This is a genomic window from Halopseudomonas formosensis (assembly GCF_900115905.1).
GTDB lineage: Bacteria > Pseudomonadota > Gammaproteobacteria > Pseudomonadales > Pseudomonadaceae > Halopseudomonas > Halopseudomonas formosensis.
This window is the reverse complement of record NZ_FOYD01000004.1, coordinates 133,112-155,930: the sequence shown is the minus strand read 5'-3', so window position 1 is coordinate 155,930 and position 22,819 is coordinate 133,112. Positions and strand designations below refer to the sequence as shown.

Annotated in this window: 21 protein-coding genes; 10 read left to right on the top strand and 11 right to left on the bottom strand. The window is 63.2% G+C overall.

Annotated features, from left to right (window positions below):
• Positions 1–8 precede the first annotated feature (8 nt).
• On the top strand, positions 9–497 hold the full coding sequence (locus tag BM046_RS07960) for a SulA-like leucine-rich domain-containing protein (protein ID WP_235818598.1): 489 nt from the start codon (positions 9–11) through the stop codon (positions 495–497).
• 40 nt (positions 498–537) lie between these two features.
• Here the strand turns inward: BM046_RS07960 and BM046_RS07955 are convergent, their stop codons facing one another.
• The 6 genes from BM046_RS07955 to BM046_RS07930 form a co-directional block, all read right to left on the bottom strand.
• Entirely contained in the window at positions 538–777 is a 240-nt protein-coding gene (locus BM046_RS07955) for a hypothetical protein (RefSeq protein ID WP_090538566.1), read from the bottom strand.
• Positions 778–843: 66 nt separating this feature from the next.
• Positions 844–1,341 (bottom strand): DUF6586 family protein, encoded by a 498-nt coding sequence (locus tag BM046_RS07950; RefSeq protein WP_090538565.1) that lies wholly within the window; start codon positions 1,339–1,341, stop codon positions 844–846.
• A 4-nt stretch (positions 1,342–1,345) separates the two neighbouring features.
• Positions 1,346–3,955: a type I DNA topoisomerase gene (gene topA / locus BM046_RS07945; RefSeq protein WP_090538564.1), complete on the bottom strand. Its 2,610-nt coding sequence runs from the start codon at positions 3,953–3,955 to the stop codon at positions 1,346–1,348.
• Between the two features lie 92 nt (positions 3,956–4,047).
• Positions 4,048–4,266, bottom strand: a complete 219-nt coding sequence (locus BM046_RS07940; RefSeq protein ID WP_090538686.1) for a DUF1653 domain-containing protein — start codon at positions 4,264–4,266, stop codon at positions 4,048–4,050.
• Positions 4,267–4,277: 11 nt separating this feature from the next.
• Complete coding sequence (locus tag BM046_RS07935; RefSeq protein ID WP_090538563.1) at positions 4,278–5,456, bottom strand: vWA domain-containing protein; 1,179 nt, start codon at positions 5,454–5,456, stop codon at positions 4,278–4,280.
• 75 nt (positions 5,457–5,531) lie between these two features.
• Positions 5,532–6,377, bottom strand: a complete 846-nt coding sequence (locus tag BM046_RS07930) for an AAA family ATPase (RefSeq protein WP_090538562.1) — start codon at positions 6,375–6,377, stop codon at positions 5,532–5,534.
• Between the two features lie 220 nt (positions 6,378–6,597).
• Here BM046_RS07930 and cysK point away from each other — a divergent pair, with 220 nt between their 5' ends.
• The 4 genes from cysK to BM046_RS07910 all read left to right on the top strand — a co-directional run bounded on the left by cysK (position 6,598) and on the right by BM046_RS07910 (position 10,725).
• Positions 6,598–7,572 carry a cysteine synthase A gene (gene cysK, locus BM046_RS07925; protein ID WP_090538561.1) on the top strand — a complete coding sequence of 325 codons (975 nt, stop codon included), beginning with the start codon at positions 6,598–6,600 and terminating at the stop codon, positions 7,570–7,572.
• 109 nt (positions 7,573–7,681) lie between these two features.
• Complete coding sequence (aceK, locus tag BM046_RS07920) at positions 7,682–9,412, top strand: bifunctional isocitrate dehydrogenase kinase/phosphatase (RefSeq protein ID WP_090538560.1); 1,731 nt, start codon at positions 7,682–7,684, stop codon at positions 9,410–9,412.
• 331 nt (positions 9,413–9,743) lie between these two features.
• Entirely contained in the window at positions 9,744–9,950 is a 207-nt protein-coding gene (locus BM046_RS07915) for a cold-shock protein (protein WP_036989629.1), read from the top strand.
• A gap of 196 nt (positions 9,951–10,146) precedes the next feature.
• On the top strand, positions 10,147–10,725 hold the full coding sequence (locus tag BM046_RS07910) for a TetR/AcrR family transcriptional regulator (RefSeq protein ID WP_090538559.1): 579 nt from the start codon (positions 10,147–10,149) through the stop codon (positions 10,723–10,725).
• A 9-nt stretch (positions 10,726–10,734) separates the two neighbouring features.
• On the opposite strand, the gene BM046_RS07905 is transcribed toward BM046_RS07910, so the two are convergent.
• Positions 10,735–11,094: a hypothetical protein gene (locus BM046_RS07905; protein WP_090538558.1), complete on the bottom strand. Its 360-nt coding sequence runs from the start codon at positions 11,092–11,094 to the stop codon at positions 10,735–10,737.
• 67 nt (positions 11,095–11,161) lie between these two features.
• Here BM046_RS07905 and BM046_RS07900 point away from each other — a divergent pair, with 67 nt between their 5' ends.
• Positions 11,162–13,183 (top strand): S9 family peptidase, encoded by a 2,022-nt coding sequence (locus tag BM046_RS07900; protein WP_235818597.1) that lies wholly within the window; start codon positions 11,162–11,164, stop codon positions 13,181–13,183.
• An 86-nt stretch (positions 13,184–13,269) separates the two neighbouring features.
• Positions 13,270–15,666 carry an endopeptidase La gene (gene lon, locus BM046_RS07895; RefSeq protein ID WP_090538556.1) on the top strand — a complete coding sequence of 799 codons (2,397 nt, stop codon included), beginning with the start codon at positions 13,270–13,272 and terminating at the stop codon, positions 15,664–15,666.
• Between the two features lie 57 nt (positions 15,667–15,723).
• Here the strand turns inward: lon and BM046_RS07890 are convergent, their stop codons facing one another.
• Entirely contained in the window at positions 15,724–17,325 is a 1,602-nt protein-coding gene (locus BM046_RS07890; protein ID WP_177197820.1) for a type IV pilus assembly protein FimV, read from the bottom strand.
• 243 nt (positions 17,326–17,568) lie between these two features.
• On the opposite strand from BM046_RS07890, the gene cmoA reads away from it, so the two are divergent.
• Both cmoA and cmoB read left to right on the top strand, forming a co-directional pair.
• The gene (gene cmoA, locus BM046_RS07885; RefSeq protein WP_090538554.1) at positions 17,569–18,309 is read left to right on the top strand and encodes a carboxy-S-adenosyl-L-methionine synthase CmoA; all 741 of its coding nucleotides are present in this window, start codon (positions 17,569–17,571) and stop codon (positions 18,307–18,309) included.
• On the top strand, positions 18,306–19,277 hold the full coding sequence (gene cmoB / locus BM046_RS07880) for a tRNA 5-methoxyuridine(34)/uridine 5-oxyacetic acid(34) synthase CmoB (protein WP_090538553.1): 972 nt from the start codon (positions 18,306–18,308) through the stop codon (positions 19,275–19,277). Before cmoA ends, cmoB begins: the two co-directional genes overlap by 4 nt.
• Here cmoB and BM046_RS07875 read toward each other — a convergent pair whose 3' ends face one another.
• The 3 genes from BM046_RS07875 to BM046_RS07865 are packed head-to-tail and all read right to left on the bottom strand — an operon-like array spanning position 19,278 to position 22,337.
• On the bottom strand, positions 19,278–19,973 hold the full coding sequence (locus BM046_RS07875; RefSeq protein WP_143084168.1) for a hypothetical protein: 696 nt from the start codon (positions 19,971–19,973) through the stop codon (positions 19,278–19,280).
• Positions 19,960–20,982 (bottom strand): TIGR01620 family protein, encoded by a 1,023-nt coding sequence (locus BM046_RS07870; RefSeq protein ID WP_090538551.1) that lies wholly within the window; start codon positions 20,980–20,982, stop codon positions 19,960–19,962. The genes BM046_RS07875 and BM046_RS07870 overlap by 14 nt, the downstream gene beginning before the upstream one ends.
• The gene (locus BM046_RS07865; RefSeq protein ID WP_090538550.1) at positions 20,979–22,337 is read right to left on the bottom strand and encodes a YcjX family protein; all 1,359 of its coding nucleotides are present in this window, start codon (positions 22,335–22,337) and stop codon (positions 20,979–20,981) included. Before BM046_RS07865 ends, BM046_RS07870 begins: the two co-directional genes overlap by 4 nt.
• 68 nt (positions 22,338–22,405) lie before the next feature.
• On the opposite strand from BM046_RS07865, the gene BM046_RS07860 reads away from it, so the two are divergent.
• Entirely contained in the window at positions 22,406–22,807 is a 402-nt protein-coding gene (locus BM046_RS07860; protein ID WP_090538549.1) for an NINE protein, read from the top strand.
• The last annotated feature ends 12 nt before the right edge of the window (positions 22,808–22,819 follow it).

Below are 22,819 nucleotides of genomic sequence, written 5' to 3'. Positions count from 1 at the left end.
AGTAGACCATGCGGTATGCACGAAACGAAGGTTCAGCAGTACAACCGGATCTGTTGCATAACGCCCTGCTGGCCTCCCAGTCGGGTATGCAGTCACTGACGCAGGCACCCAGCTACGACGACGGACTGGATGAAGCCCCCGGCTCCAGCGAGATCGGCCTGCACGGCTCACCCCGTCAGTGCCTGCAGCTGCTGGCCCCCATCCTGCGGGACCTGAGCCAGGCCAACAGCCCGGGATGGCTGAGCCTGATTGATCCGCCGCTGCCCATCAGCCAGAAGTGGCTGCGGGCCTCGGGACTGGACCCGCAACGCATCCTGATCATCCGCTCCCGGCGAGGAATGGATTCACTCAGGCTGTGCTGCGAGATTCTGGAACTGGGTTACAGTCACACCGTGGTCAGCTGGTTGTCGGATCCAGACCATGGGGAGCGACTGGACCGGGCCGCTCGCGCCGGACACTGTGCCAGCCTGAACATCCGCATGGAAATTACCGCCTGACACCAACCCGATCGGTATGACAGCTACCGGGCAATGCTGCTCAGTGCAGCACCCGGTGCTCATCCAGATCCAGATCCGGATCATCCTCGAGAATCTGCCCGGCAACCTGCATGCCGGCGCCGATCATGACCTTGGCCACCTCGACATAGTTGCCCTGCAGAAATTCCCTGGCTTCCTCGGAAAACTCAATGATCAACAGCGGCTTGCCCTCTTCGTCCGGACGGCGCAGGGCAACCGTCCCGTCGGCAAGCTCAATGATCTCGAGAAAGGGTGAAGGCATTCGATGTCTCCTGTCAGTCAAGCCTGGCATTGTACCACACCCCAGCGGGGGAGCCTGACGCCCGCCCTACCACTCCTGAAGGTTCTGACGATAACGCTCGACCTGGGCGCGCAGTGACGCCAGCGCCGCATCGGCCTCCGCCAATCCCCAGGATGGCGTCGCAGCACCACCGACGATAAGGGCACCTGCGGCGGCGCCCGCCCTGGCCGGTGGCGCCTGCAGCTGCTGCCAGGCGGACAGGATACCCGCGACCCAGCTGTCAGAACGCTGCATCAGCTGCGCCAGCTCGGCCAGTTCAGGCCCAGGAAAACGCTCGATCTGTTCTGCGCGCAGCAACTGTTCGACGCTCTGGGTCCCGGTCAGGGTCCAGCGGTAGCCTTCGGCAACCTCCTGGATAAGCCACAGCAGGCCGCGGTACAGATGAAAGACGGTGTGCTCGCGATGATAGGCAACCCGGGTAGCCGCGCCGATCTCCGTCGCAGCGGCAGCCTGCTGCCATTCACCCAGCGCCAGCCGGGCAAAGGCCAGCGCCTGATTGGTACGGGTATACAGCTCATCCGCCACGGGATTACCCCTTGACCTTGCGGCCGTCCTCGATCACCCAGTTCTTGCCATCATGGAAGGCACGCCAACCGGTCGGCTTGCCCTCGATCTCACTCTGCACGTACTGCTCCTTGCTCTTGCGACTGTAGCGCACCACGGTGGGATTCCCATCCGGATCGGCGACCGGTGCCTCGAGCAGGAAATGGTACTTGGGATCTATCGCCTCGGCGTGGGGCAACAGCTCGCGCACCAGAGGCGCGCGGGTCTCGCGATTCTTGGGAAACTGGCTGGCGGCCAGGAACAGACCAGAGGCCCCATCGCGCAGAACGTAGACGTCATCCACCTTCTCGCAGCGCAGCTCCGGCATCAGCACCGGATCCATCTTGGGCGGTGCCGCCTCGCCGTTGCGCAGCAGCTTGCGGGTGTTCTTGCACTGCGCATTGGTGCAGCCGAAGTACTTGCCGAACCGGCCGGTCTTGAGCTGCATGTCGCTGCCGCACTTGTCGCATTCGATCACCGGACCATCATAGCCCTTGATCTTGAACTGCCCCTGCTCCACCTCGAAGCCGCTGCAGTCGGGATTGTTGCCGCACACATGCAGCTTGCGGCGCTCGTCGACCAGGTAGCTGTCCATTGCCGTCGAGCAGATCGGGCAGCGGCGCTTGGCCCGCAGTACCCGGGATTCACCCTCATCGTCATCCGCTGCCACCTCGTTACCGGGTACCAGATTGACGGTCGCCTTGCAGCGCTCCTTGGGCGGCAGGGCATAACCGGAACAACCGAGGAACACCCCGGTGGAAGCAGTCCGTATCATCATCGGCCGACCGCACTCGACGCAGGGGATATCTGTCGGTGTGGGCTGGTTGGCGCGCATGCCCTTGCCTTCCTCGCTGGAACCGGCTGCCTCGAGCTTCTGCTTGAAATCGGCATAGAAACGGTCGAGCACCTCCTTCCAGGGCACCTCACCTTCGGCCACGTCATCCAGCGACTCCTCCATGCGGGCGGTGAAGTCGTAGCCCATCAGGTTGGGGAAGCTCTCGTTGAGGCGCTCGGTCACGATGTCACCCATCTTCTCCGCGTAGAAACGGCGGTTGTTCAGGGTGACATAGCCACGCTCCTGAATGGTCGAGATGATGGACGCGTAGGTCGACGGACGGCCGATACCGCGCTTCTCCAGCTCCTTGACCAGACTGGCTTCGGAATAGCGTGCCGGGGGCTTGGTGAAGTGCTGCTTGGGGTCCAGACGGACCAGACCCAGCTCGTTATCCACCTGCATGTCCGGCAGCACCTCATCTTCGCCACCCTTGCCCTGGGGCGGCAGCACCCGGGTGAAACCGTCGAACTGCAGGATGCGGCCACGGGCACGCAGCTCGAAATTGCCGGCCTGGGCGGTGATGGTGGTCGACAGGTAGCGCGCCGGCGGCATCTGGCAGGCCACGAACTGGCGCCAGATCAGCTCGTAGAGGCGCTCGGCGTCACGCTCCATGCCCTTGAGATCGGTGGCCTTGAGCTTCACATCCGAGGGACGGATGGCTTCGTGAGCTTCCTGGGCGTTGGCCTTGCTGCCATAGACATTAGGTGTCTCGGGCAGGTACTGGGCGCCGAAATTCTTCTCGATATATCCCCGCGCCATGCTCACGGCATCGGCTGACAGGTTGGTCGAGTCGGTACGCATGTAGGTGATGTAACCCGCTTCGTACAGCCGCTGGGCCATCATCATGGTCTTCTTCACGCTGAAGCCCAGCCGCGTGCTGGCGGCCTGCTGCAGGGTGGAGGTAATGAAGGGCGCACTCGGCTTGGTAGTGGTCGGCCGCGCATCCCGCTTGGTGACGCGGTAACTGGCCGCCCTGAGCTGGGCCAGTGCCTTGTCAGTCTGCTCCTTGTTCAGCGGACGGAAGGCCTCGCCATTCTCCTTGACCACCTCGAAGCGCACGGACTCGCTCTTGGGTGTGGTCAGGTCAGCGTGCACTTCCCAGAATTCTTCCGGCACGAAGGCGCGGATTTCACGCTCGCGGTCGACGATCAGCTTGACCGCCACCGACTGCACGCGGCCGGCGGACAGACCGCGGGCGATCTTCTGCCACAACAGCGGTGACACCATGTAGCCGACCACCCGGTCCAGAAAACGCCGCGCCTGCTGGGCGTTGACCCGGTTCATGTCCAGCTCGCCCGGCTGGGAGAAGGCCTCCTGGATGGCCTTCTTGGTAATCTCGTTGAACACCACCCGACGGTAGCGGGATTCATCACCGCCGATGGACTCGCGCAGGTGCCAGGCAATCGCCTCCCCCTCGCGGTCCAAGTCCGTTGCCAGATAGATAGTGTCGGCTTCCCGGGCCAGACGACGCAGTTCGTCGATGACCTTTTCCTTGCCGGGCAGTATCTCGTAGCGGGCCTTCCAGCCGTTCTCGGGGTCAACGCCCATGCGGCTGACCAGCTGCATCTTTGCCTTGGTCGCCTTGTCGATGTCCGAAGCCGCCTTGGCACCCTTGGGTTTGCTCTCGGTCTTGCTGCTGCCACTGGTGGGCAGATCGCGGATATGTCCGATGCTCGACTTCACCACAAAGTCATTGCCAAGATACTTGTTGATCGTCTTCGCCTTGGCTGGTGACTCCACAATGACCAGTGCTTTTCCCATGGGTATTGGTGTTCCTCAATCAATGAATGCGGTGGCCCGCGCCGCCGGAGCCGACGACCCGCCGACGAACGGCAGGTCCGGAGGGCCAGAGCCTACACGTCTTCGCTGATAAAGGTAAAGCGTGGAGATGACTCGCCGTCGACCTCGACCTCTTCGGTGAACATTCCAACGGGGCGTACCCAGAGGTCGAAGTCGCCATAGAGTGTGCGGTAGACCACCAGCTGCTCGCCGGTCTCCGAATGCCGGGCGATGCCGATGACCTGATAGTCCTTTCCTTTATAGTGGCGATAGCGCCCGGGCTTGAGTGGCATGATCTGTTTCACTATTTGGCCAGATACCGCATACCCTGCTCCAGCCCTTCCAGCGTCAGCGGGTACATCTGATCTTCCATCAGATCCTGGATGATGCGGGTCGAGGTGGTGTAGCCCCAGGCGTCCTTCGGGTAGGGGTTGATCCAGATCATCTTGGGGAATTTCTCCCGCAGGCGGGTGATCCAGACGTGCCCCGCTTCCTCGTTCCAGTGTTCCACGCTGCCGCCGGGCTGGGTGATCTCGTAGGGCGCCATGGCCGCGTCACCGACAATCACCACCTTGTAGTCGGAACCGTACTTGTGGATCACATCCATGGTCGGAATCCGCTCCTGGGTCCGGCGCATGTTGTCCTTCCACACCGATTCGTAGATGCAGTTGTGGAAATAATAGTACTCCAGATGCTTGAACTCGGTACGGCAGGCCGAGAACAGTTCCTCGCAGACCTTGATGTGCGAGTCCATCGAGCCGCCGATATCGAACAGCAGCAGCAGCTTGACCGCATTGTGCCGCTCGGGGCGCATCTGGATGTTCAGCAGCCCGCCATCCCGGGCGGTGTGGTCGATGGTGCTGTCGATGTCCAGCTCCTCGGCCGCACCGGTTCGGGCGAACTTGCGCAGCCGGCGCAGGGCCACCTTGATGTTGCGCGTACCCAGCTCCACCTGATCGTCGAGGTTCTTGTACTCGCGCATCTCCCAGACCTTGGCCGCTCGCCCCTGACGCTGCCCGGCATCACCGACCCGGATGCCCATGGGGTTGTAGCCGCCGGAACCGAAGGGACTGGTACCACCGGTGCCTATCCACTTGTTGCCACCGGCGTGGCGCTCCTTCTGCTCCTCGAGGCGCTTCTTGAACTCCTCGATCAGCTTGTCGAGCCCACCCAGGGACTGGATCTGGGCCTTTTCCTCGTCGGTGAGCAGGCGCTCGAACTCCTTGCGCAGCCAGTCCTCCGGGATCAGCGCCTGGAGCAGCTCGTCGAGGTTCTGCAGGCCATTGAAATAGGCGGCGAAGGCGCGGTCGAACTTGTCGAAATGACGCTCGTCCTTGACCATCACGGTGCGGGCCAGATAGTAGAACTCGTCCATATCGGCAAACACCACGTGGTGTTTCAGTGCATTGATCAGGTCCAGCAGCTCACGCACCGAAACCGGCACCTTGGCTGCGCGCATCTCATTGAATAGATTGAGTAGCATCTATCGCCCCTCAGTGATACTCGGAACAACCCCCTCTCCCTTGACGGGAGAGGGCTGGGGAGAGGGTGAAAGCACTCAGCGGTTCTGACGCCGCGTCATGAAGGCCAGCCGCTCGAGCAGTTGCACATCCTGCTCATTCTTCACCAGCGCACCGTACAGCGGTGGAATGGCCTTGGTCGGGTCCCGGTCACGCAGCACAGCCTCGGGAATGTCATCGGCCATCAGCAGTTTGAGCCAGTCGACCAGCTCCGAGGTTGAAGGCTTCTTCTTCAGCCCGGGCACCTTGCGCACGTCGAAGAAGATGTCCAGCGCCTCGGCGAGCAGCTCCTTCTTGATGTTCGGGTAGTGCACATCCACGATCCGCTGCATGGTCTCGCGATCGGGGAAGGCGATGTAGTGGAAGAAGCAGCGGCGCAGGAAGGCGTCCGGCAGCTCCTTCTCGTTGTTCGAGGTGATGATGATGATCGGGCGCTGCCTGGCCTTGATGGTCTCGTTGGTCTCGTAAACGAAGAATTCCATCTTGTCGAGTTCCTGCAACAGGTCGTTGGGGAACTCGATATCGGCCTTGTCGATCTCGTCGATCAGCAGAATGGCACGCTCTTCGGACTCGAAAGCCTCCCACAGCTTGCCCTTCTTGATGTAGTTGCGCACATCGTGGACCTTGTCCACACCCAGCTGGGAATCACGCAGGCGGCTCACCGCATCATATTCATAGAGCCCCTGGTGGGCCTTGGTGGTGGACTTGATATGCCAGGTGATCAGCTTGGCGCCCATGGATTCGGCGAGCTGCTCGGCGAGCATGGTCTTGCCCGTACCGGGCTCACCCTTGATCAGCAGGGGGCGCTCCAGGGTGATGGCGGCGTTGACAGCGAGCTTGAGATCGTCTGTGGCGACGTAGGACTGGGTACCTTCGAACTTCATGAAAAATTCCTTGAGCCAGGCCCGGCGCTGGCCGGGGATCAACCGATGGACAGCCCCGGACTATATCCCGGGCCCGGAATGGGTGTAAACGCAGGCAAGGTATTCACGATATCATTCCGTCTCCGCTATCGCGTCCTCGCAACGGGGCGCGCCTCCCCGATTGACGCCTTCCCGGTCGGGGCATAGGCTGTTCCCAGCAAAGATATTCAAGGAGCAGATCATGAGTCATGTTTTCGCGGACTACTCCCAGTCCATCGGTAATACTCCCCTGGTTCGCATCAACCGGCTCGGCCCCAAGGGCGTCACCATTCTGGCCAAGGTCGAGGGGCGCAATCCGTCCCACTCGGTCAAGTGCCGGATCGGCGCCAACATGATCTGGAACGCGGAATCCCGTGGCCTGCTCAAGCCCGGCATGACCATAGTCGAGCCCACCTCGGGCAACACCGGCATCGGTCTGGCTTTCGTCGCCGCCGCTCGGGGTTACCGGCTGATACTGACCATGCCCTCCTCCATGAGTCTGGAGCGGCGCAAGGTACTCAAGGCGCTCGGTGCCGAGCTGGTGCTGACCGAACCGGCCAAGGGCATGAAGGGCGCTATCGAGAAGGCCCAGGAAATCACCAACAGCGACCCGGACAGGCACATACTGCTGCAGCAGTTCGAGAACCCGGCCAACCCGGAGATCCACGAGAAGACCACGGGCCCGGAAATCTGGAAGGACACCGATGGCAATGTGGATGTTCTGGTCTCGGGCGTGGGCACCGGCGGCACCCTGACCGGCGTCTCCCGCTATATCAAGCAGACCCAGGGCAAGGCCATCATCACCGTGGCAGTGGAACCGACCCTGTCGCCGGTCATTTCCCAGGCCAAGGCGGGCGAGGAACTCAAGCCCTCGCCGCACAAGATCCAGGGCATCGGCGCCGGCTTCATCCCCGGCAACCTCGACCTGAGCCTGGTTGACCGCGTGGAGCAGGTCAGCGACGAGGAAGCCAAGGACATGGCCCTGCGCATCATGCGCGAGGAAGGCATTCTCTGCGGCATCTCCTCCGGGGCGGCCATGGCTGCCGCCGTACGCCTGGCCGAGGAGCCGGCCATGCAGAACCGCACCATAGTGGTGATCCTGCCCGATTCCGGCGAGCGCTACCTGTCGACCATGCTGTTCAGCGACCTGTTCACCGAGCAGGAACTGGAACCCTGATCCCGGCTTCGGTACCGGCTACGGCCGGTACCGAATTTTTCCCCCGCCCCGCTTCCGTCCACCCCGGCGACTGGCTATCCTGAGCACTTTACAGGTTACAGGAGCCTACATGTCAGACTCTGCTGCCCACATTGCCCGTCGTCTGCTGGACGCTTTCGATGACTACCGCACGGCTTTCCGCGAGCTGACCATGGGCGCCCGCGCCCGATTCGAACAGGCCCAGTGGGCCGAGATACAGGAAGCTTCGACGGCGCGGATCAACCTCTATGACGAACGCATATTTGAGACCCGTGACCGCCTATCGGCCGATCCGGCCTGCAAGGACATTCTCGATGCCGACCGCTGGCCCGAGATCAAGGCAGCCTTCATCGAGCTGATCGACGGCCGGTTCGATGATGACCTGGCGGAAACCTGGTTCAACTCGGTCTTCTTCAAGATGCACCGCCATGACCAGATCAGCGACCGGACCATGTTCGTTCACAGTACCCGTCCGGCGGTGCGCCCACCGTCGCGCATCCCCCTGACCCGGGGCTTCATCTCTGGCGGCTGTCTGATGGGCCTGGCGCGGCAGATTCTCGACGAATACAGCTTCGATGTCCCCTGGGCCGACTACGAGCGTGATTGCCAGCTCATGGTGCACTGCCTGCGCCAGGGCCTGCCGGACTGGGCCCAGCTCGATCACGGCCTGACCGTGGAGCTGATCCAGCCGGTGTTCTATCGCAACAAAGGCGCCTATCTGGTGGGGCGCATCCTGAGCCAGGGGGAGAAATGGCCCTTCGTACTGGCCCTGGTTCACCGCGACAATGAAGGCATCAGTGTCGATACCCTGATCACCGACGAATCGGAGGTGTCGATCATCTTCTCCTTCACCCGCTCCTACTTCATGGTGGATGTGGCGGTACCAGTGGAAATGGTGAACTTCCTCAAGCGCCTGATGCCGAGCAAGCAGGTTGCCGAGCTGTACACCGCGCTGGGCTTCTACAAGCAGGGCAAATCCGAGTTCTACCGCGCCCTGATCGACTATATGGCACGCAATCCCGAGGACAGGTTCGTCATGGCCGAGGGTGTCCGCGGCATGGTGATGACCGTCTTCACCCTGACCGGCTTCAATACCGTGTTCAAGATAATCAAGGACAGGTTCTCCCCCTCCAAGCATGTCAACCGCGCCACCGTGATCGAGAAGTACCGACTGGTGAAGCGCCATGACCGGGTCGGCCGCATGGCTGATACCCAGGATTTTGCCGACTTCCGCTTCCACCGGGACAGTTTCGAGCCCGAGTGCCTGGCCGAATTGCTGGAGGTCGCCCCTTCCATGGTGGTGCTGGAGGGCGATACCGTGCTGATCCGCCAGTGCTGGACGGAGCGGCGCATGATCCCGCTGAACATCTATCTGGAAACCGCCAGCGAAAGCCAGACCCGCGAGGCGCTGATGGATTACGGGCTGGCGATCAAGCAGCTGGCGGCGGCCAACATCTTCCCCGGCGACATGCTGTTGAAGAACTTCGGCGTCACCCGTCATGGGCGGGTGGTGTTCTACGACTATGACGAGATCTGCTACCTCACCGAGGTGAATTTCCGGCATATTCCCGAGCCACTGTATCCGGAACAGGAGATGTCTTCCGAGCCCTGGTATTCGGTCGGTCCCAATGATGTGTTTCCGGAGGAATTCCCGGTATTCCTGTTTGCCGATGTACGCCTGCGCAGGATGTTCGCCCAGATGCACGGGGAGCTGTTTGACGCCGATTACTGGAAAGGCCTCCAGCAGCAGATCCGCGAGGGAAAAGTGATTGACGTCTACCCCTATCACCGGCCCGAGGAAAAGGACCTGGAGCGGGTCTGATCAAGGGCAGATTCCGCCCTGCGAGAACGCCCGTAGACCCCGTGGAACGGGGTCTGCAAGCTTTATTGAAAAATTCCGACGAAAGGCGTGCTATTTCTGGAAACTGACGTATACTGAAAATCGTTTGCTTGCCCCCAACTCGACAAAACTAATTTCTTGACTTGATCGGTGCAAAGGGGCAAAGTGAGCGCGTAGGTTTTCAAGAGATAGAGTAGTAGGCTGCAAGCGCACTTTCAGTACGTAAGTTTGTCATTCTCGCGATCTTTGATTCCCACGCTATTAATTGAGCAATCTTTGCTCAAGTATTTCAATTTGATAGGAATTATCTGAAATGGCAACTGGTACAGTTAAGTGGTTCAACGACACCAAAGGCTTCGGCTTCATTACTCCGGACGGCGGCGGTGACGATCTGTTCGCCCACTTCTCCGAAATCAAGGTTCAAGGCTTCAAGTCCCTGGCGGAAAACCAGAAGGTGTCCTTCGACATCACTACTGGCCCCAAGGGCAAGCAAGCTGCAAACATTCAGATCATCGGCTAATCCCCGACTCTGAAGAGGAAAACCCGGCCACGGCCGGGTTTTTCCGTTTCTGGCCCGCTATACTATCCGGCAGGTAAAAATCACTCGCCTGTGCCGCCCCGAAGTCGTACCCTATGCGGCAATGATACGAGGGCGACAGACACCCGCCATTCTGTTGCCGCCTCGCTCCAGACGTCCTAACCAAGAGGTTTCCGCAGTGGACAGCAGCAACCAGAAACAGACCCAATCACTTCACCTGAGCCTGTTCCGCGCGGCGGAAGCCATTGTCAGTGAACTCGGCGCCTCCCAGCTGACCTTTGCCACCCTGAGCGAACGCACCGGTGTGGATGAGGCCACCCTGAGCACCCTGTTCCCGAATCGCGAAGCCCTGCTGACAGCCATGATCGAACACCGCCTGGAGCGCTTCCGGGTGCGCTGGAACGCCTATGAGAGCGTGCTGCCGGACGAACCCATGCGCGAACTCAAGGCATTGCTGCTGAGCAACATGAGCGAGTCCACCGAGGAAAAGAACCTGGATTCGGCTATCTTCGCCGCCGCCGCGAGCAACCCTGCCCTGCTGCAGACGACCTCCGACGATGTCCAGGGACTGTTCAACATTCTCGAGAAGTCCCCGCTGGGCCTGGCCCAGGCCGCCGTGCTGTTCTTCTCCGTGCGCGGTTACCGCCTGTTCGAGCAGATCGGCATCTGCCCCATGACCGACAGCCAGCGCACCGAATTCCAGGAACAGATCATGCGCCTGGCGCGCCTGATGTACGAGCAGAAGAGCGAAGAGTAACCCAGCTGATCAGGCGGCAGTTCTGCCGCCCCGCCAGTGTCGCCAGCCCAGCCGCAGGCAGACAAAGCCCAGATAGGCCACCATCGCCAGGGACCCCACCAGCGCCAGCTGCGCCAGCAGCGCCGCCGTATCTCCACCGGTACCCAGCAGGGTCTCCAGCAGCCAGCCGATGAACGCCGGTGCCTGCCAGGGTTCCATAGGGTTCACCCTGGACGGGGTGAACAGGATCACCGCCATCAGGATCCAGAGCGGTTCGCGAATGAACCACCAGCCGATCCAGCGGGTCAACTGTGTCCAGGCCAGCCAGCAACAGACTGCTGCCGCCAGATAAATCATCCACACTGTCTGGTATTCCGCTTCGTTGAACATGCTGGCAACCGATAGTGAAAGAACGAACAGCTATAATATCTTTTTTTGTCCCTGGAGTCTTAAACCCATGCCCCTGTCAGCTCGCCGTGATGCCACGCCCGATCCCTACGCCTGGATGGAGCAGCGCGACAGCGACGAAGTGATCCAGCACCTGCACGCGGAAAACCGGCATACCGAGCAATGGCTTGCCGCGCACAATGATCAGCGGGGGCAACTGTTCGAGGAGATCCGCGGCCGTATCCGCGAGACCGATCTGTCCCTGCCGGCGGTCTGGGGCCCCTGGTTGTACTACCAGCGCACCGAAGCCGGTGCCGAGTACCCGCGCTACTTTCGCAGCCCGCGCCCCGCCGATGGCAGCCTGGAAACCGATCCCCAGCGCGAGCAGCTGCTGCTGGACCTCAACCTGCTGGCCGGGGATGGCTTTCTGCAGCTGGGCGATTTCGCGGTCAGTCCTGACCACCAGTGGCTGGCCTACAGTCTGGATCGTCAGGGCAATGAGGAATACCAGCTGTATCTAAAGCACCTGGCCAGCGGCAATATCAGCGAGCTGCCGCTGGACCGCGCCGATGGCAGTCTGGTCTGGGCCAACGACAGTACTACCCTGTTCGCCATCAGCATGGACGAATCCTCGCGCCCGGCCACCCTCTGGCGCATGCAGCGCGGCACACCGGCGGTGCGCGTCTACCATGAGACCGATCAGCGCTTCTACCTGCATGCCTATCGCAGCAGCTCCGAGCAGTGGCTGATCCTTGCCAGCGACAGCAAGAACACCAGCGAAGTGCGGATAGTACCCGCCGATGAGCCCGCGGCCGACTGGCAGCTGCTGTCACGCCGCCACAGCGGCCATGAATACCATGTGGATCATGGGCCCCAGGGTCTGCTGATCCGCAGCAATGATCGGGGCGAGAATTTCGCCCTCTACCGGGCCGACCCCCTGCGACCACTGCGCCCCTACTGGGAGCTGCTGGTGGATGTGGACCCCGGTCGCACTCTGGAGGATTTCAGTGTCCAGCAGCACGGACTGGTGCTGCACTACCGCGAACAGGGGTTGCCCCGGCTCGAGGTCATGCCGACAGCGGGTGAAAGCTACCGGGTGGAAATGCCCGATACGGTCTACAGCCTCCATGTGCAGGGCGGTGAGGAGTACAGCAGCCCGCGCATCCGCCTGCGTTACGAGTCGCTCAATCGCCCGGCGCAGATTCGCGCCCTGGAGCTTGCCGGCGGCAGCCAGCAGATCCTCAAGCAGACGCCGGTGGAAGGCCCCTTCAGCCCCGACGACTACGAAGTGCGCCGGGAGTGGGCCATCGCGCCCGATGGCACCCGCATCCCCATCAGTCTGGTCGGCCGCCCCGCGGCCATGGCCGCCCCCTCCCCGCTCTACCTCTACGGTTATGGGGCCTATGGCGCCAGCATGGATCCCTGGTTCTCCCATGCCCGCCTGTCCCTGCTGGACCGCGGCTGGGTCTTTGCGATAGCCCATATCCGGGGCGGTGCAGACATGGGCGAGGCCTGGTACCAGAACGGCAAGCTGGAGCATAAGCACAACACCTTCAGCGACTTCATCGCCTGTGCCGAGCACCTGATCGATGAGGGCTACACCGACTCAGGCAAGCTGGTCATCGCCGGCGGCAGCGCCGGTGGTCTGCTGATCGGCAATGTACTCAACCAACGCCCTGAGCTGTTTGCCGCCGCCGTGGCCGACGTGCCCTTTGTTGATGTCTGGAACACCATGAACAATCCCGAGCTGCCCCTGACCGTTGGCGAGTACGAGGAATGGGGCGACCCCAACGATCCCGAGGTAGCAGAGCGCATTCGCAGCTATGCGCCCTACGAACAGGTCCGCGAACAGGCCTACCCGGCCCTGTTTGTCACCGCCGGCTTCCATGACATGCGGGTACAGTACTGGGAGGCTGCCAAATGGGTGGCCAAGCTCAGGCACCATCGCACCAACGATGCCCCGCTGCTGCTGCGGGTGCAGATGAGTGCCGGGCATGGCGGCGCGAGCGGCCGCTACCAGTCGATGAAGGAGCTGGCCGAGGAATACAGCTTCCTGCTGGCCGTGGCAGGCGAGGGTTCGAACCAGGCGTGATATCCGTCACGCCTCGTGCTGCCATTGAAATCGGCGTAACAGGCACCACCTTTACCCTAACGACAGTTGACTGATAAAGGTGCTGCATGACTGATCACGAAGGCCGGGTGGACAATATCGAGCGCGATGACAGCTCCCCGAGCACTGGCCTGGTTATTCCCAACCAGCGTCTGCCGGACAGACTCTATCTGCTGCCCATTACCAACCGGCCGTTCTTTCCCGCCCAGGTGATGCCGGTTGTCATCGATGAGCAGCCCTGGGCGGAAACCATAGAGCGGGTGGCCAATACCCCCCATCACGCCATATCGCTGTTCTGGATGGATGGCCCCTTGCCGCCCTCAGGCGAGGTGGACCCGGATCTGCTGCCCAGCACCGGCTGCGCGGTAAAGATCCATCACGCGGTAAAGGAAGACGGCAAGATCCAGTTCATCGCCCAGGGCCTGACCCGGGTGCGCATCACCCACTGGCTCAGCCGCAAGCCGCCCTATCTGGTCGAGGTGGAATACCCCGAAGCGCCGATCGACGAGCGTGACGAAGTGCGCGCCTACGCCATGGCACTGATCAATTCGATCAAGGAGCTGCTGCCGCTCAACCCGCTCTACAGCGAGGAACTGAAAAACTACCTGAACCGTTTCAGCCCCAACGAACCCTCACCTCTGGCGGACTTTGCCGCAGCCCTGACCTCGGCAAAGGGCACCGAACTGCAGGACGCCCTGGATACCATTCCGGTGCTGCGCCGCATGCAGAAGGTCCTGGTACTGCTCAAGCAGGAAATCGAGGTAGCGCGCCTGCAGGGCGAGATCAGCGCCGAGGTCAACCGCACCATCAGCGAGCAGCAGCGCAAGTTCTTCCTCAAGGAGCAGCTCAAGGTCATCCAGAAGGAGCTGGGCCTGTCCAAGGATGACCGCACCGCGGATATCGAACAGTTCCGCGAGCGTCTGGCAGGCAAGCAGCTGCCCGAGGCCGCCGAGCAGAAGATCGAGGAGGAACTGACCAAGCTGTCGATTCTGGAAACCGGTTCGCCGGAGTATGCCGTCACGCGCAACTATCTGGACTGGGCGACGTCCATCCCCTGGGGCGTGAGCCATGCCGACCGGCTCGATATCAAGCGCGCCCGGCGCGTGCTCGATCGCGATCACGATGGGCTGGAGGATGTGAAGCAGCGCATTCTCGAATTCCTCGCGCTGGGCACCTTCAAGGGCTCGGTCGGCGGCTCCATCATCCTGCTGGTCGGACCGCCCGGTGTCGGCAAGACCAGTATCGGGCGCTCCATCGCCGAAAGTCTGGGCCGCCCCTTCTACCGCTTCAGCGTCGGCGGCATGCGCGACGAGGCGGAAATCAAGGGGCACCGCCGGACCTATATCGGCGCCATGCCGGGCAAGTTCGTTCAGGCCTTCAAGGAGGTCAAGGTGATGAACCCGGTGATCATGCTCGACGAGATCGACAAGCTCGGCAGCAGTCACCAGGGCGACCCGGCCTCGGCCCTGCTGGAAACCCTGGATCCGGAGCAGAACAGCCAGTTCCTCGACCACTATCTGGATCTGCGCCTGGATCTGTCGAAGGTGCTGTTCATCTGTACCGCCAATACCCTGGACAGCATTCCGGGCCCGCTGCTCGACCGCATGGATGTGATACGACTGTCCGGCTATATCGCCGAGGAAAAGCTGGCCATAGCCAAGAACCACCTGTGGCCGCGGCAGCTCGAGCGCGCCGGCCTCAAGCGCAGCCAGCTGCGTATTACCGACAAGGCGCTGCGCCTGGTGATCGAGGGCTATGCACGGGAATCCGGCGTGCGCAACCTGGAAAAGCAGCTGGCCAAGCTGGTGCGCAAATCGGTCATCCGCCTGCTGGATGACCCGGACCAGAAGATCAGCATACGTCCGGCGGACCTGAGGGATCTGCTCGGAACGCCGGTGTTCCGGCCGGAGAAGGTACTCAAGGGTGTCGGGGTGATCACCGGCCTGGCCTGGACCTCCATGGGCGGCGCTACCCTGCCGATCGAGGCCAACCGGGTGCACAGTCTCAATCGGGGCTTCAAGATCACCGGCCAGCTCGGGGAAGTGATGCGTGAGTCGGCGGAGATCGCCTACAGCTACGTTTGCGCCCACCTGAAGCAGTACAAAGCCGATCCGAAATTCTTCGACGAGGCCTTCGTGCACATGCATGTCCCCGAAGGCGCCACGCCGAAGGACGGCCCCAGCGCCGGCATTACGATGACCAGCGCCCTGCTCTCCCTGGCACGCAATCAGGCACCCAGAACGGGCGTGGCCATGACCGGGGAGATAACCCTCACCGGTCAGGTGTTGCCGGTAGGCGGCATCCGCGAGAAGGTGATTGCTGCCCGACGGCAGTCGATCTTCGAGCTGATCCTGCCCGAAGCCAACCGGGGAGACTACGAGGAACTGCCGACCTATCTCAAGGAAGGCATGACCCTGCACTTTGCCTCGCGCTACGAGGATGTGGCCAGGGTCCTGTTCGATTGAACGAAGGGGGCGGCAATGCCGCCCCCTCTCTGTTTCGCTACCGCCTCCCGGGCAACCTCAGGCCGGCTGCAACTGCGGATAACGTGCTTTCAGCTGCGCAATGCGGTCGGCATCGCCACCCAGCTCCAGCGCGACTTGCTCCTGCTCGGCGAAGGCCGCCCCCTCACCCAGTTCTGCCAGTACCCGCAGCATGCGCAGCCGCAGCTCCAGACGTTCGGGTTCATCGGCAATCGCCCGTTCCAGCATTATCCGGGCATCGGCAAAGCGCCCATAGGTCAGATACAGATCCACCCCGGTCAGGGGATCCACTTCCCGACTGCCCGGGACGATGATCGGCTGGTGTACCGGCTGCAGCGCAGGCTCTGCAAGTGCCTCTGGTTGCTCGTGCTCCTGCTCTCGACGGGGACGCAGCATCCACACCCCCGCCAGCACCGCCAGCAGCGAGGTCGGCAGCGGCCACCAGCGTGCCAGCCAGCCCGATTCTTCTGCCTGCTCCTGCGCCGCCAGCTGGTCCTGAGGTGCAGCGGACTCCAGCTCCTCGGCCGGCGCGGTCGTGGACTCAATCGCGCCGGAGAGGGGCTCGGCCCCTGCGTTCGCGGTCAGCGGCTGCGCCTCTCCCGCGGTGCCCGACAAGCCCGACTGCTCTGCGGAGGCGGACTGCGCGATCTCCTTGCCGTTATCCCGGTGGAGGTTTCGCTGTTCCAGCTCGGCCTGCAGGCGAGCGATCTGGGCGTCGCGCTTTTCCAGTTCGGCCATCAGACCACGGAAGCGCAGTTCCAGGCTGTGCAGGCGCTCCTCGAGTTCCACATCAACCGGTAACGGCGACGGCTCTTCGATTCTCAACCGATCCCCGGCCACCCTTTCCGATGCCGGGGCTGCGGCAGGTGCACTGGGCGCTGGCTCAGCCACCGCGGTGGCTACCCGGGCCCGGTACTCCCGGGAGCCAGCCGGCAGCGTCAGCACCTGATCACTGCGCAAGCGGGTCGGGTCGCCGTTGACGAAGGCCTGGGGATTGAGGGCGAGGATGGCGTCCATCTGCTGCTGCAGGGACACGGCTTCACTGCTGCGCGTCGTCCGGGCAATGCTCCACAGGCTGTCGCCCGGGCGGGTCCGGTAGCGCTCGCTCCCCGCTTCAGGGGCAACGGCAGCAGGCGCCACTCCTCGCGCTGGGGCCCTCGCCGGGGCCGGTACCGGCGCGGCGGCAGACTGCACAGCTGCCCGGGGTGCAGCGACGCTGTCGATGGTCACCGGGGACGGAGCGTACAGCGGCGGATCCAGCAGCACGGTGTATTCGCGCAGCAACGCGCCATCGGGGCGATCCAGCTGAACCAGGAAGTTCAGATAGGGCTCGCGCACGGGTCGACTGGATTCAACCCTGATCACCAGCCGACTGTCGATGACGGTCGGTACGAAGCGCAGGTCGGTGAGGAAGAAGGGACGCTCTATCCCGGCGCGCTCGAAAGCCTCGGCACTGGCCAGGCTGGCGCGGATATCCCCCGGCCCGATGCCGGCAACATCGCTCAGTTCAATGGTGGCTGCCAGGGGCTGATTGAGGGCCGACTGCAGGTGCAGGTCCCCCAACCCCAGCGCCAGTCCGTATCCGCTGTGCAGGGCGGCCAGCGATGCCACCCACAGTATCAGTCGGCGTTGAATTTTCATTGTGAGTCGTCCCTGAGTTGGTTGGAGCATCGCCCAGGTCTGGCAAGACGGGCCGCAGATAGCCACTAGTATGGCATTACTTCGACAGTAAGCGAATACAACTGGTCGACAATACCGTCAAATTTCCGAAGCCTGTCGCCCTCGCCAAGCCCGATTCGCCACCTGCTTGACGCCACGCCGAGCCGTCGCAGCGCCCCGGGTTTGAGGTAGAATGGTGTCCTTTGCGCAACCACCGGACACACCATGAGTGATGTAGACCGCCTCTTTGCCACCCCCCTGGCGCAGGTAAGCGATTTCGTCTTCGACGAGAACGTGGCGCGGGTGTTTCCCGACATGATCAAGCGCTCGGTTCCCGGTTATCCGACCATAGTCGAGAACATCGGTGTGATTGCCGCACACTATGCCCAGCCGGGTACCCTGATCTATGATCTGGGCTGCTCCCTGGGCGCCGCCACCCAGTCCATGCGCCGCCATCTTCGTCAGGAAGGCTGTCGCATCCTCGCGGTGGATAACGCCGCCGCCATGGTGCAGCGCTGCGCCGAGTACTTGAGCGCACAGGATTCCATGATCGAGGAACTGGTGCCGGCCACGGTCATGCAGGCGGACATTCTCGATCTGGATTTCGAGCCCTGCTCGGTGGTGGTGCTCAACTTCACCCTGCAGTTCATTGCTCCTCCCCAGCGTCTGGCATTGTTGCAGCGCATCCGGCAGGCCCTGCTGCCCGGCGGCATTCTGATCCTCTCGGAGAAATTCCGTTTCGCCGATGATCAGGAGCAGGAGCGTCTGGAGCAGGTGCATTACGCCTTCAAGCGGGCCAATGGCTACAGCGACCTGGAGATCGCCCAGAAGCGCAGCGCCATCGAGAATGTCATGCTGCTGGACACCCCGCAGATTCACCTGTCGCGCCTGGAGCAGGCAGGGTTCAGTCAGGCCTACAGCTGGTTCCAGTGTTTCAACTTCGGCTCGATAGTGGCGCACGCGTGATCGATTATTCCCCGCTTTTCCGCACCCTCGAAAATACCCTGCTGGATCACTGGCTGGACGATCTGCCACAGGCGCTGGATCAGCGACTGGAGGATGCCCGTCGCCACGGCGATCTGCCCCGCTGGCAGGCCAGCCTTGCCCTGCTTCCCGAGCACCGTCCGGCCAGGGTGGAGTTGGATCCCTGCGTGAGGATCGGCAGCGCCGACGAACTCGACGAGCAGCAGCAGGGTCGTCTGCTCGAGGGACTGAAGGGTCTGCACCCATGGCGCAAGGGCCCCTTCGAGCTGTTCGGCGTGCACATAGATACCGAGTGGCGCTCGGACTGGAAGTGGGAGCGCATAGCCGCGCATCTGGACCTGACCGGCAAACGGGTGCTGGACGTCGGCTGCGGCAACGGCTATCACATGTGGCGCATGTGGCAGGCTGGGGCAGCGCTGGTCATCGGCGTGGATCCCAATCTGCTGTTCCTCACGCAGTTCCAGGCGGTGCGGCGCTATGTGCCTGAAGCGCCGGTGTGGCAGCTGCCTTTCACCCTCGAGGAGCTGCCCGAACCCACCGCCGGCTTCGACACCCTGTTCTCCATGGGCGTGCTCTACCACCGCCGCTCGCCCATGGACCACCTGCTGCAGCTCAAGGCCTGTCTCAGACCCGGTGGTGAGCTGGTGCTGGAAACCCTGGTGATCGAGGGGGATGATCAGCAGTGCCTGTTGCCCGAGGACAGGTATGCGCAGATGCGCAATGTCTGGTTTCTGCCCTCGGTCCCGCTGCTGGAGCGTTTCCTGCGCCGCTGTGGTTATGATCAGGTGCGCTGCATCAACCTGAACCGCACCTCGACCCAGGAGCAGCGCAGCACCGAGTGGATGCGCTTCCAGTCCCTCCCGGACTTCCTTGACCCGCAGGACCCGCTGCGCACCCGTGAAGGCTACCCGGCTCCCCTGCGGGCCACCCTGGTCGCCCGGCGCCCCTGATCAGCGGTCGCGATCGCCGGTCTGACGCAGGCCGGCGATCCAGCCAAGGGCGAACCAGGCGGGCGGCATATCCGGCCAGTCCTCCTCCCCCAGCCCCTCGACCCCATACCCCGGCACGCCGGCCCTGGCCAGCAGTTGGCTGTGCCACCAGCGCATCAGGCCGCCCTCGCCCGCCACGAAGCGGTTGGCCAGCTCACCCCGCAGGCGCAGCGGCAGGGATTCCAGCAGCAGACTGTCCAGCTCGCGGAACAGGCGCAGCTCGTTCTCCAGATAGGCCGAACGGGCCGCCACCGGCAACCCCAGCAAGGAGACCAGAGTCTCCAGCTGCGCGGCATATTCCCGATGGCTGTGCAGTGGATCCAGGCGCTGGCGCCAGTCCAGCTGCAGCCGCTCGACCGCCTCCACCAAAGCTCGTACACCGGCACTGGGCGCGTCCAGCAGGCTGGCCAACAGCTGACGTTCAACCAGCGGCAGATCGGCCAGCAGCAAGGCCAGCTCCGCAGAACTGGAGCTGGGTCGCGGCTGCCAGCGGCTGGCATGGCCGTCGGGGATCGCACCGAGGCGCTGGCTGCGTTCCGGCCAGGGTACCGGCGACAGCTGCTCCTGCAGGCGCTCCAGCCCCTGTTTCAGCTGCCCCTTGCCCTGCTCCAGCCAGCGCTGCAAGCGCGCCCGGTACTCGGCACTACGCCTTGTCATCGGTCACCCGCCCCAGCCGTTCGCGGATGCTCCGCACAATTCCCCGGTTGTCCTCGACCAGCCCCTGCTGATCCTGCAGGGGCACCGCACGGCACAGATCCAGCGTGAAGTGCCCCAGGCGCGCGCTGTACAGGCCCACCCCCACACCCTGGCCAACCCGGGCGGCGAGCTTTTCCAGCACCCCGGACAGCAGACTGTCGGTCAGCGCACCTATGGCGACCTCGGTCCCCCCGGCCAGGGCAATGTTGCGCAGCACATGGCGGGCCAGCCGCCAGCTGCTCACCTGACTGACCGGCAGGCCGTAGCAAAGGGCGATCCGGCGCATCATGCGCAGGTTGCGCCAGAGCACCAACAGGATATCCACTGCCACCCAGGGGCTGGTCGCCACCAGCAGCCCGGTGGCCACGGCGTCACGCTGCAGCATCTGTCGCGCCTGGACATCCAGCGGCTGATAGAACTGCCGGCCCAGTCGGCGACTGATCTCGTCGGCACTGTAGGACTGGTCCAGATCGGCGCAGGCCGCATTCATCTGCGCCGCCAGGGGCGTGTCCTCATACAGCGCCTGGAGCCGATCCAGCCAGTCCAGCGCCAGGCGCTCGCGCGGATCGGCCAGCGCCGCCTGCATTTCCAGCCGCAGCTGTTCCACTTCGGTAAGTCGGGCACGCTGGCGCCGGACATCTGCCCAGGCCTTGAGACCGGTGCCGGCGAGCACAGCACCCAGCCCGCCGAGCATTGCTCCGGCCACGGGATGCCACTGCCAGGCCGCCCAGCTCCACTGCCCCCACTCCCACAGGGCCACCCCCAGTACCGTGACCAGCACCAGGCGCAGCAGCCGACCGGGCCAGCGGCTGCGCGGCGGTGCGTTGTCCAGCCCGGGAGGCGTGGCGCCGATCGGCTCGCGAACCTCGGGCGGGGGCTGCATACCCGCCTCGCCGAGGATGCGGGTGGCCTGCGGTCCGGGTGCAACGGACTCATTCAGGGTTTCGAGTATGCGCGTCTTGTTGCTCACAGTGCGGCTCCTTCGAGCATCCAGCCCAGCAGCTCATCCATGCGGTAATGGGGAAAGGGCTCGTTGCGATGCAGACCCGGCGGCGGGCGCAGCTCCAGCAGCTCGGGGCCATCGACCTGCAGATCCAGCGGCAGGTGGGTCGGAATGCTGCCGGGCTGATAACGCACCCAGCCGGTCTGGCCCTGCAGACCGGCCACCAGCGCATCGCCCTCCTGGCGCGTGGCGCGGACCGCCGCCAGCGGAAAGCCGCGCACTTCCACGCCGCCGTGGCGTACATCGGAGAGGCTGTCGGTCAGCAGATCCTCCAGACACTGCTGCACCGCGCGCTGCTGCTCCGCAGAGACCTGATCCACCTTGGTCGCACACACCGCCAGGCGGCTGATGCGCGGCTGCCAGAACCGTCGCCAGAGGCTGTTGCGCCCGTAACGGAAGCTCTGCAGCACTGCCTCCAGCGCCCCCTTGAGATCGGACAGCGCCGCCTGCCCGGCGTCCATGGGGCTGAGCATGTCGACCAGCAGTATCTGCCGGTCCAGGCGGCTGAAGTGTTCGTCATAGAAGCCCTTGACCACGAAGTCCCGGTAATAGCGGAACCGCGCTTCACACTCGGCCCACCAGCTGCCCGCCCCGGTGGCGGTATGCCGGTTGCCTGCCAGCAGCGGAACGAACAGCAGCATCTCCGCTGCGATGCCGGATCCCGGCAGCAGAAAGCGACCGGGCTGATTGCGCGACAGTCCCGCCTCGCTGCGGCTGCGCTGGAGAAAATCCGTCCAATCCCGGCGCAGCTGCTGCAGCAGGGACGCATCCAGCGGTGCCTGCGGATCGATCGCCAGCAACCGGTCACGCAGCGGGCCGGCCAGGCCGCGGCGGGGCTCGAGTTCGAGCCAGTCTCGCATCTGCTCGCACCACTGGCCGTAATCCAGCTCCAGCAACGGCAGGTCCAGGAGCCACTCCCCCGGGTAATCGAGAATCTCGATACGCAGAGACCGGCTGGGTTGCACCCGCCGCAACAGCCCCGTCTGACGAAAGCGCAGGTCGATCACCACCCGTGACAGATCGGTGGTGGAGGACGGCCAGCGCGCGGGGTTGTCCGACAGCGCCTGCAGAGCGTCCAGATAGGCGAAGGCCTGCTCTACCCCGTCACGCTGCCAGCGTACCGCCTCCAGCCGGTCAAAGGGGGGCCTGCGCGCCAGCAGTCCCCGCTGGTGGTTCTCCAGCTGGTTGATCAGGCTGGTGATGAAGGTGGTCTTGCCCGCCCGGCTCAGCCCGGTCACCCCCACCCGCAACCGCGCGTTGCCCAGCGCCGGGGCGTGCTGTTTCCAGTCCGTGATCCAGTGCGGCTTCTTCAACGCAGCCATGCAGGCACCCCCGAAGTCATGTATGGTCTAGGGGCCCAGTATCGCACAACCAGCAACGGGGAGATTCAATGGCGTATACAGACACCCACAGCAAGGCCATCGGCTATCTGTTATGGATTTTCGGCTTCATGGGGGCCCACCGTTTCTATTACGGCAAACCCTGGACGGGGACCCTGTACTTCTTCACCCTGGGCCTGTTCTTCATTGGCTGGATCATTGACCTGTTTCTGATCCCGTCCATGGACCGGCAGGCGGATTCGCGCTTCCGCGCCGGGCGGATCAACTTCAACCTGACCTGGATACTGCTGACCTTCCTCGGCGTGTTCGGCGCCCACCGCCTGTACATGGGCAAGTGGGTCACCGCCATCATCTACTTCTTCACCGGCGGCCTGTTCCTGCTCGGCGTGCTCTACGACTACTGGACGCTGAACGAGCAGATCTCGCAGAAGAACATAGAGAAGGCCTGGTAGCCAGGCCCTTCC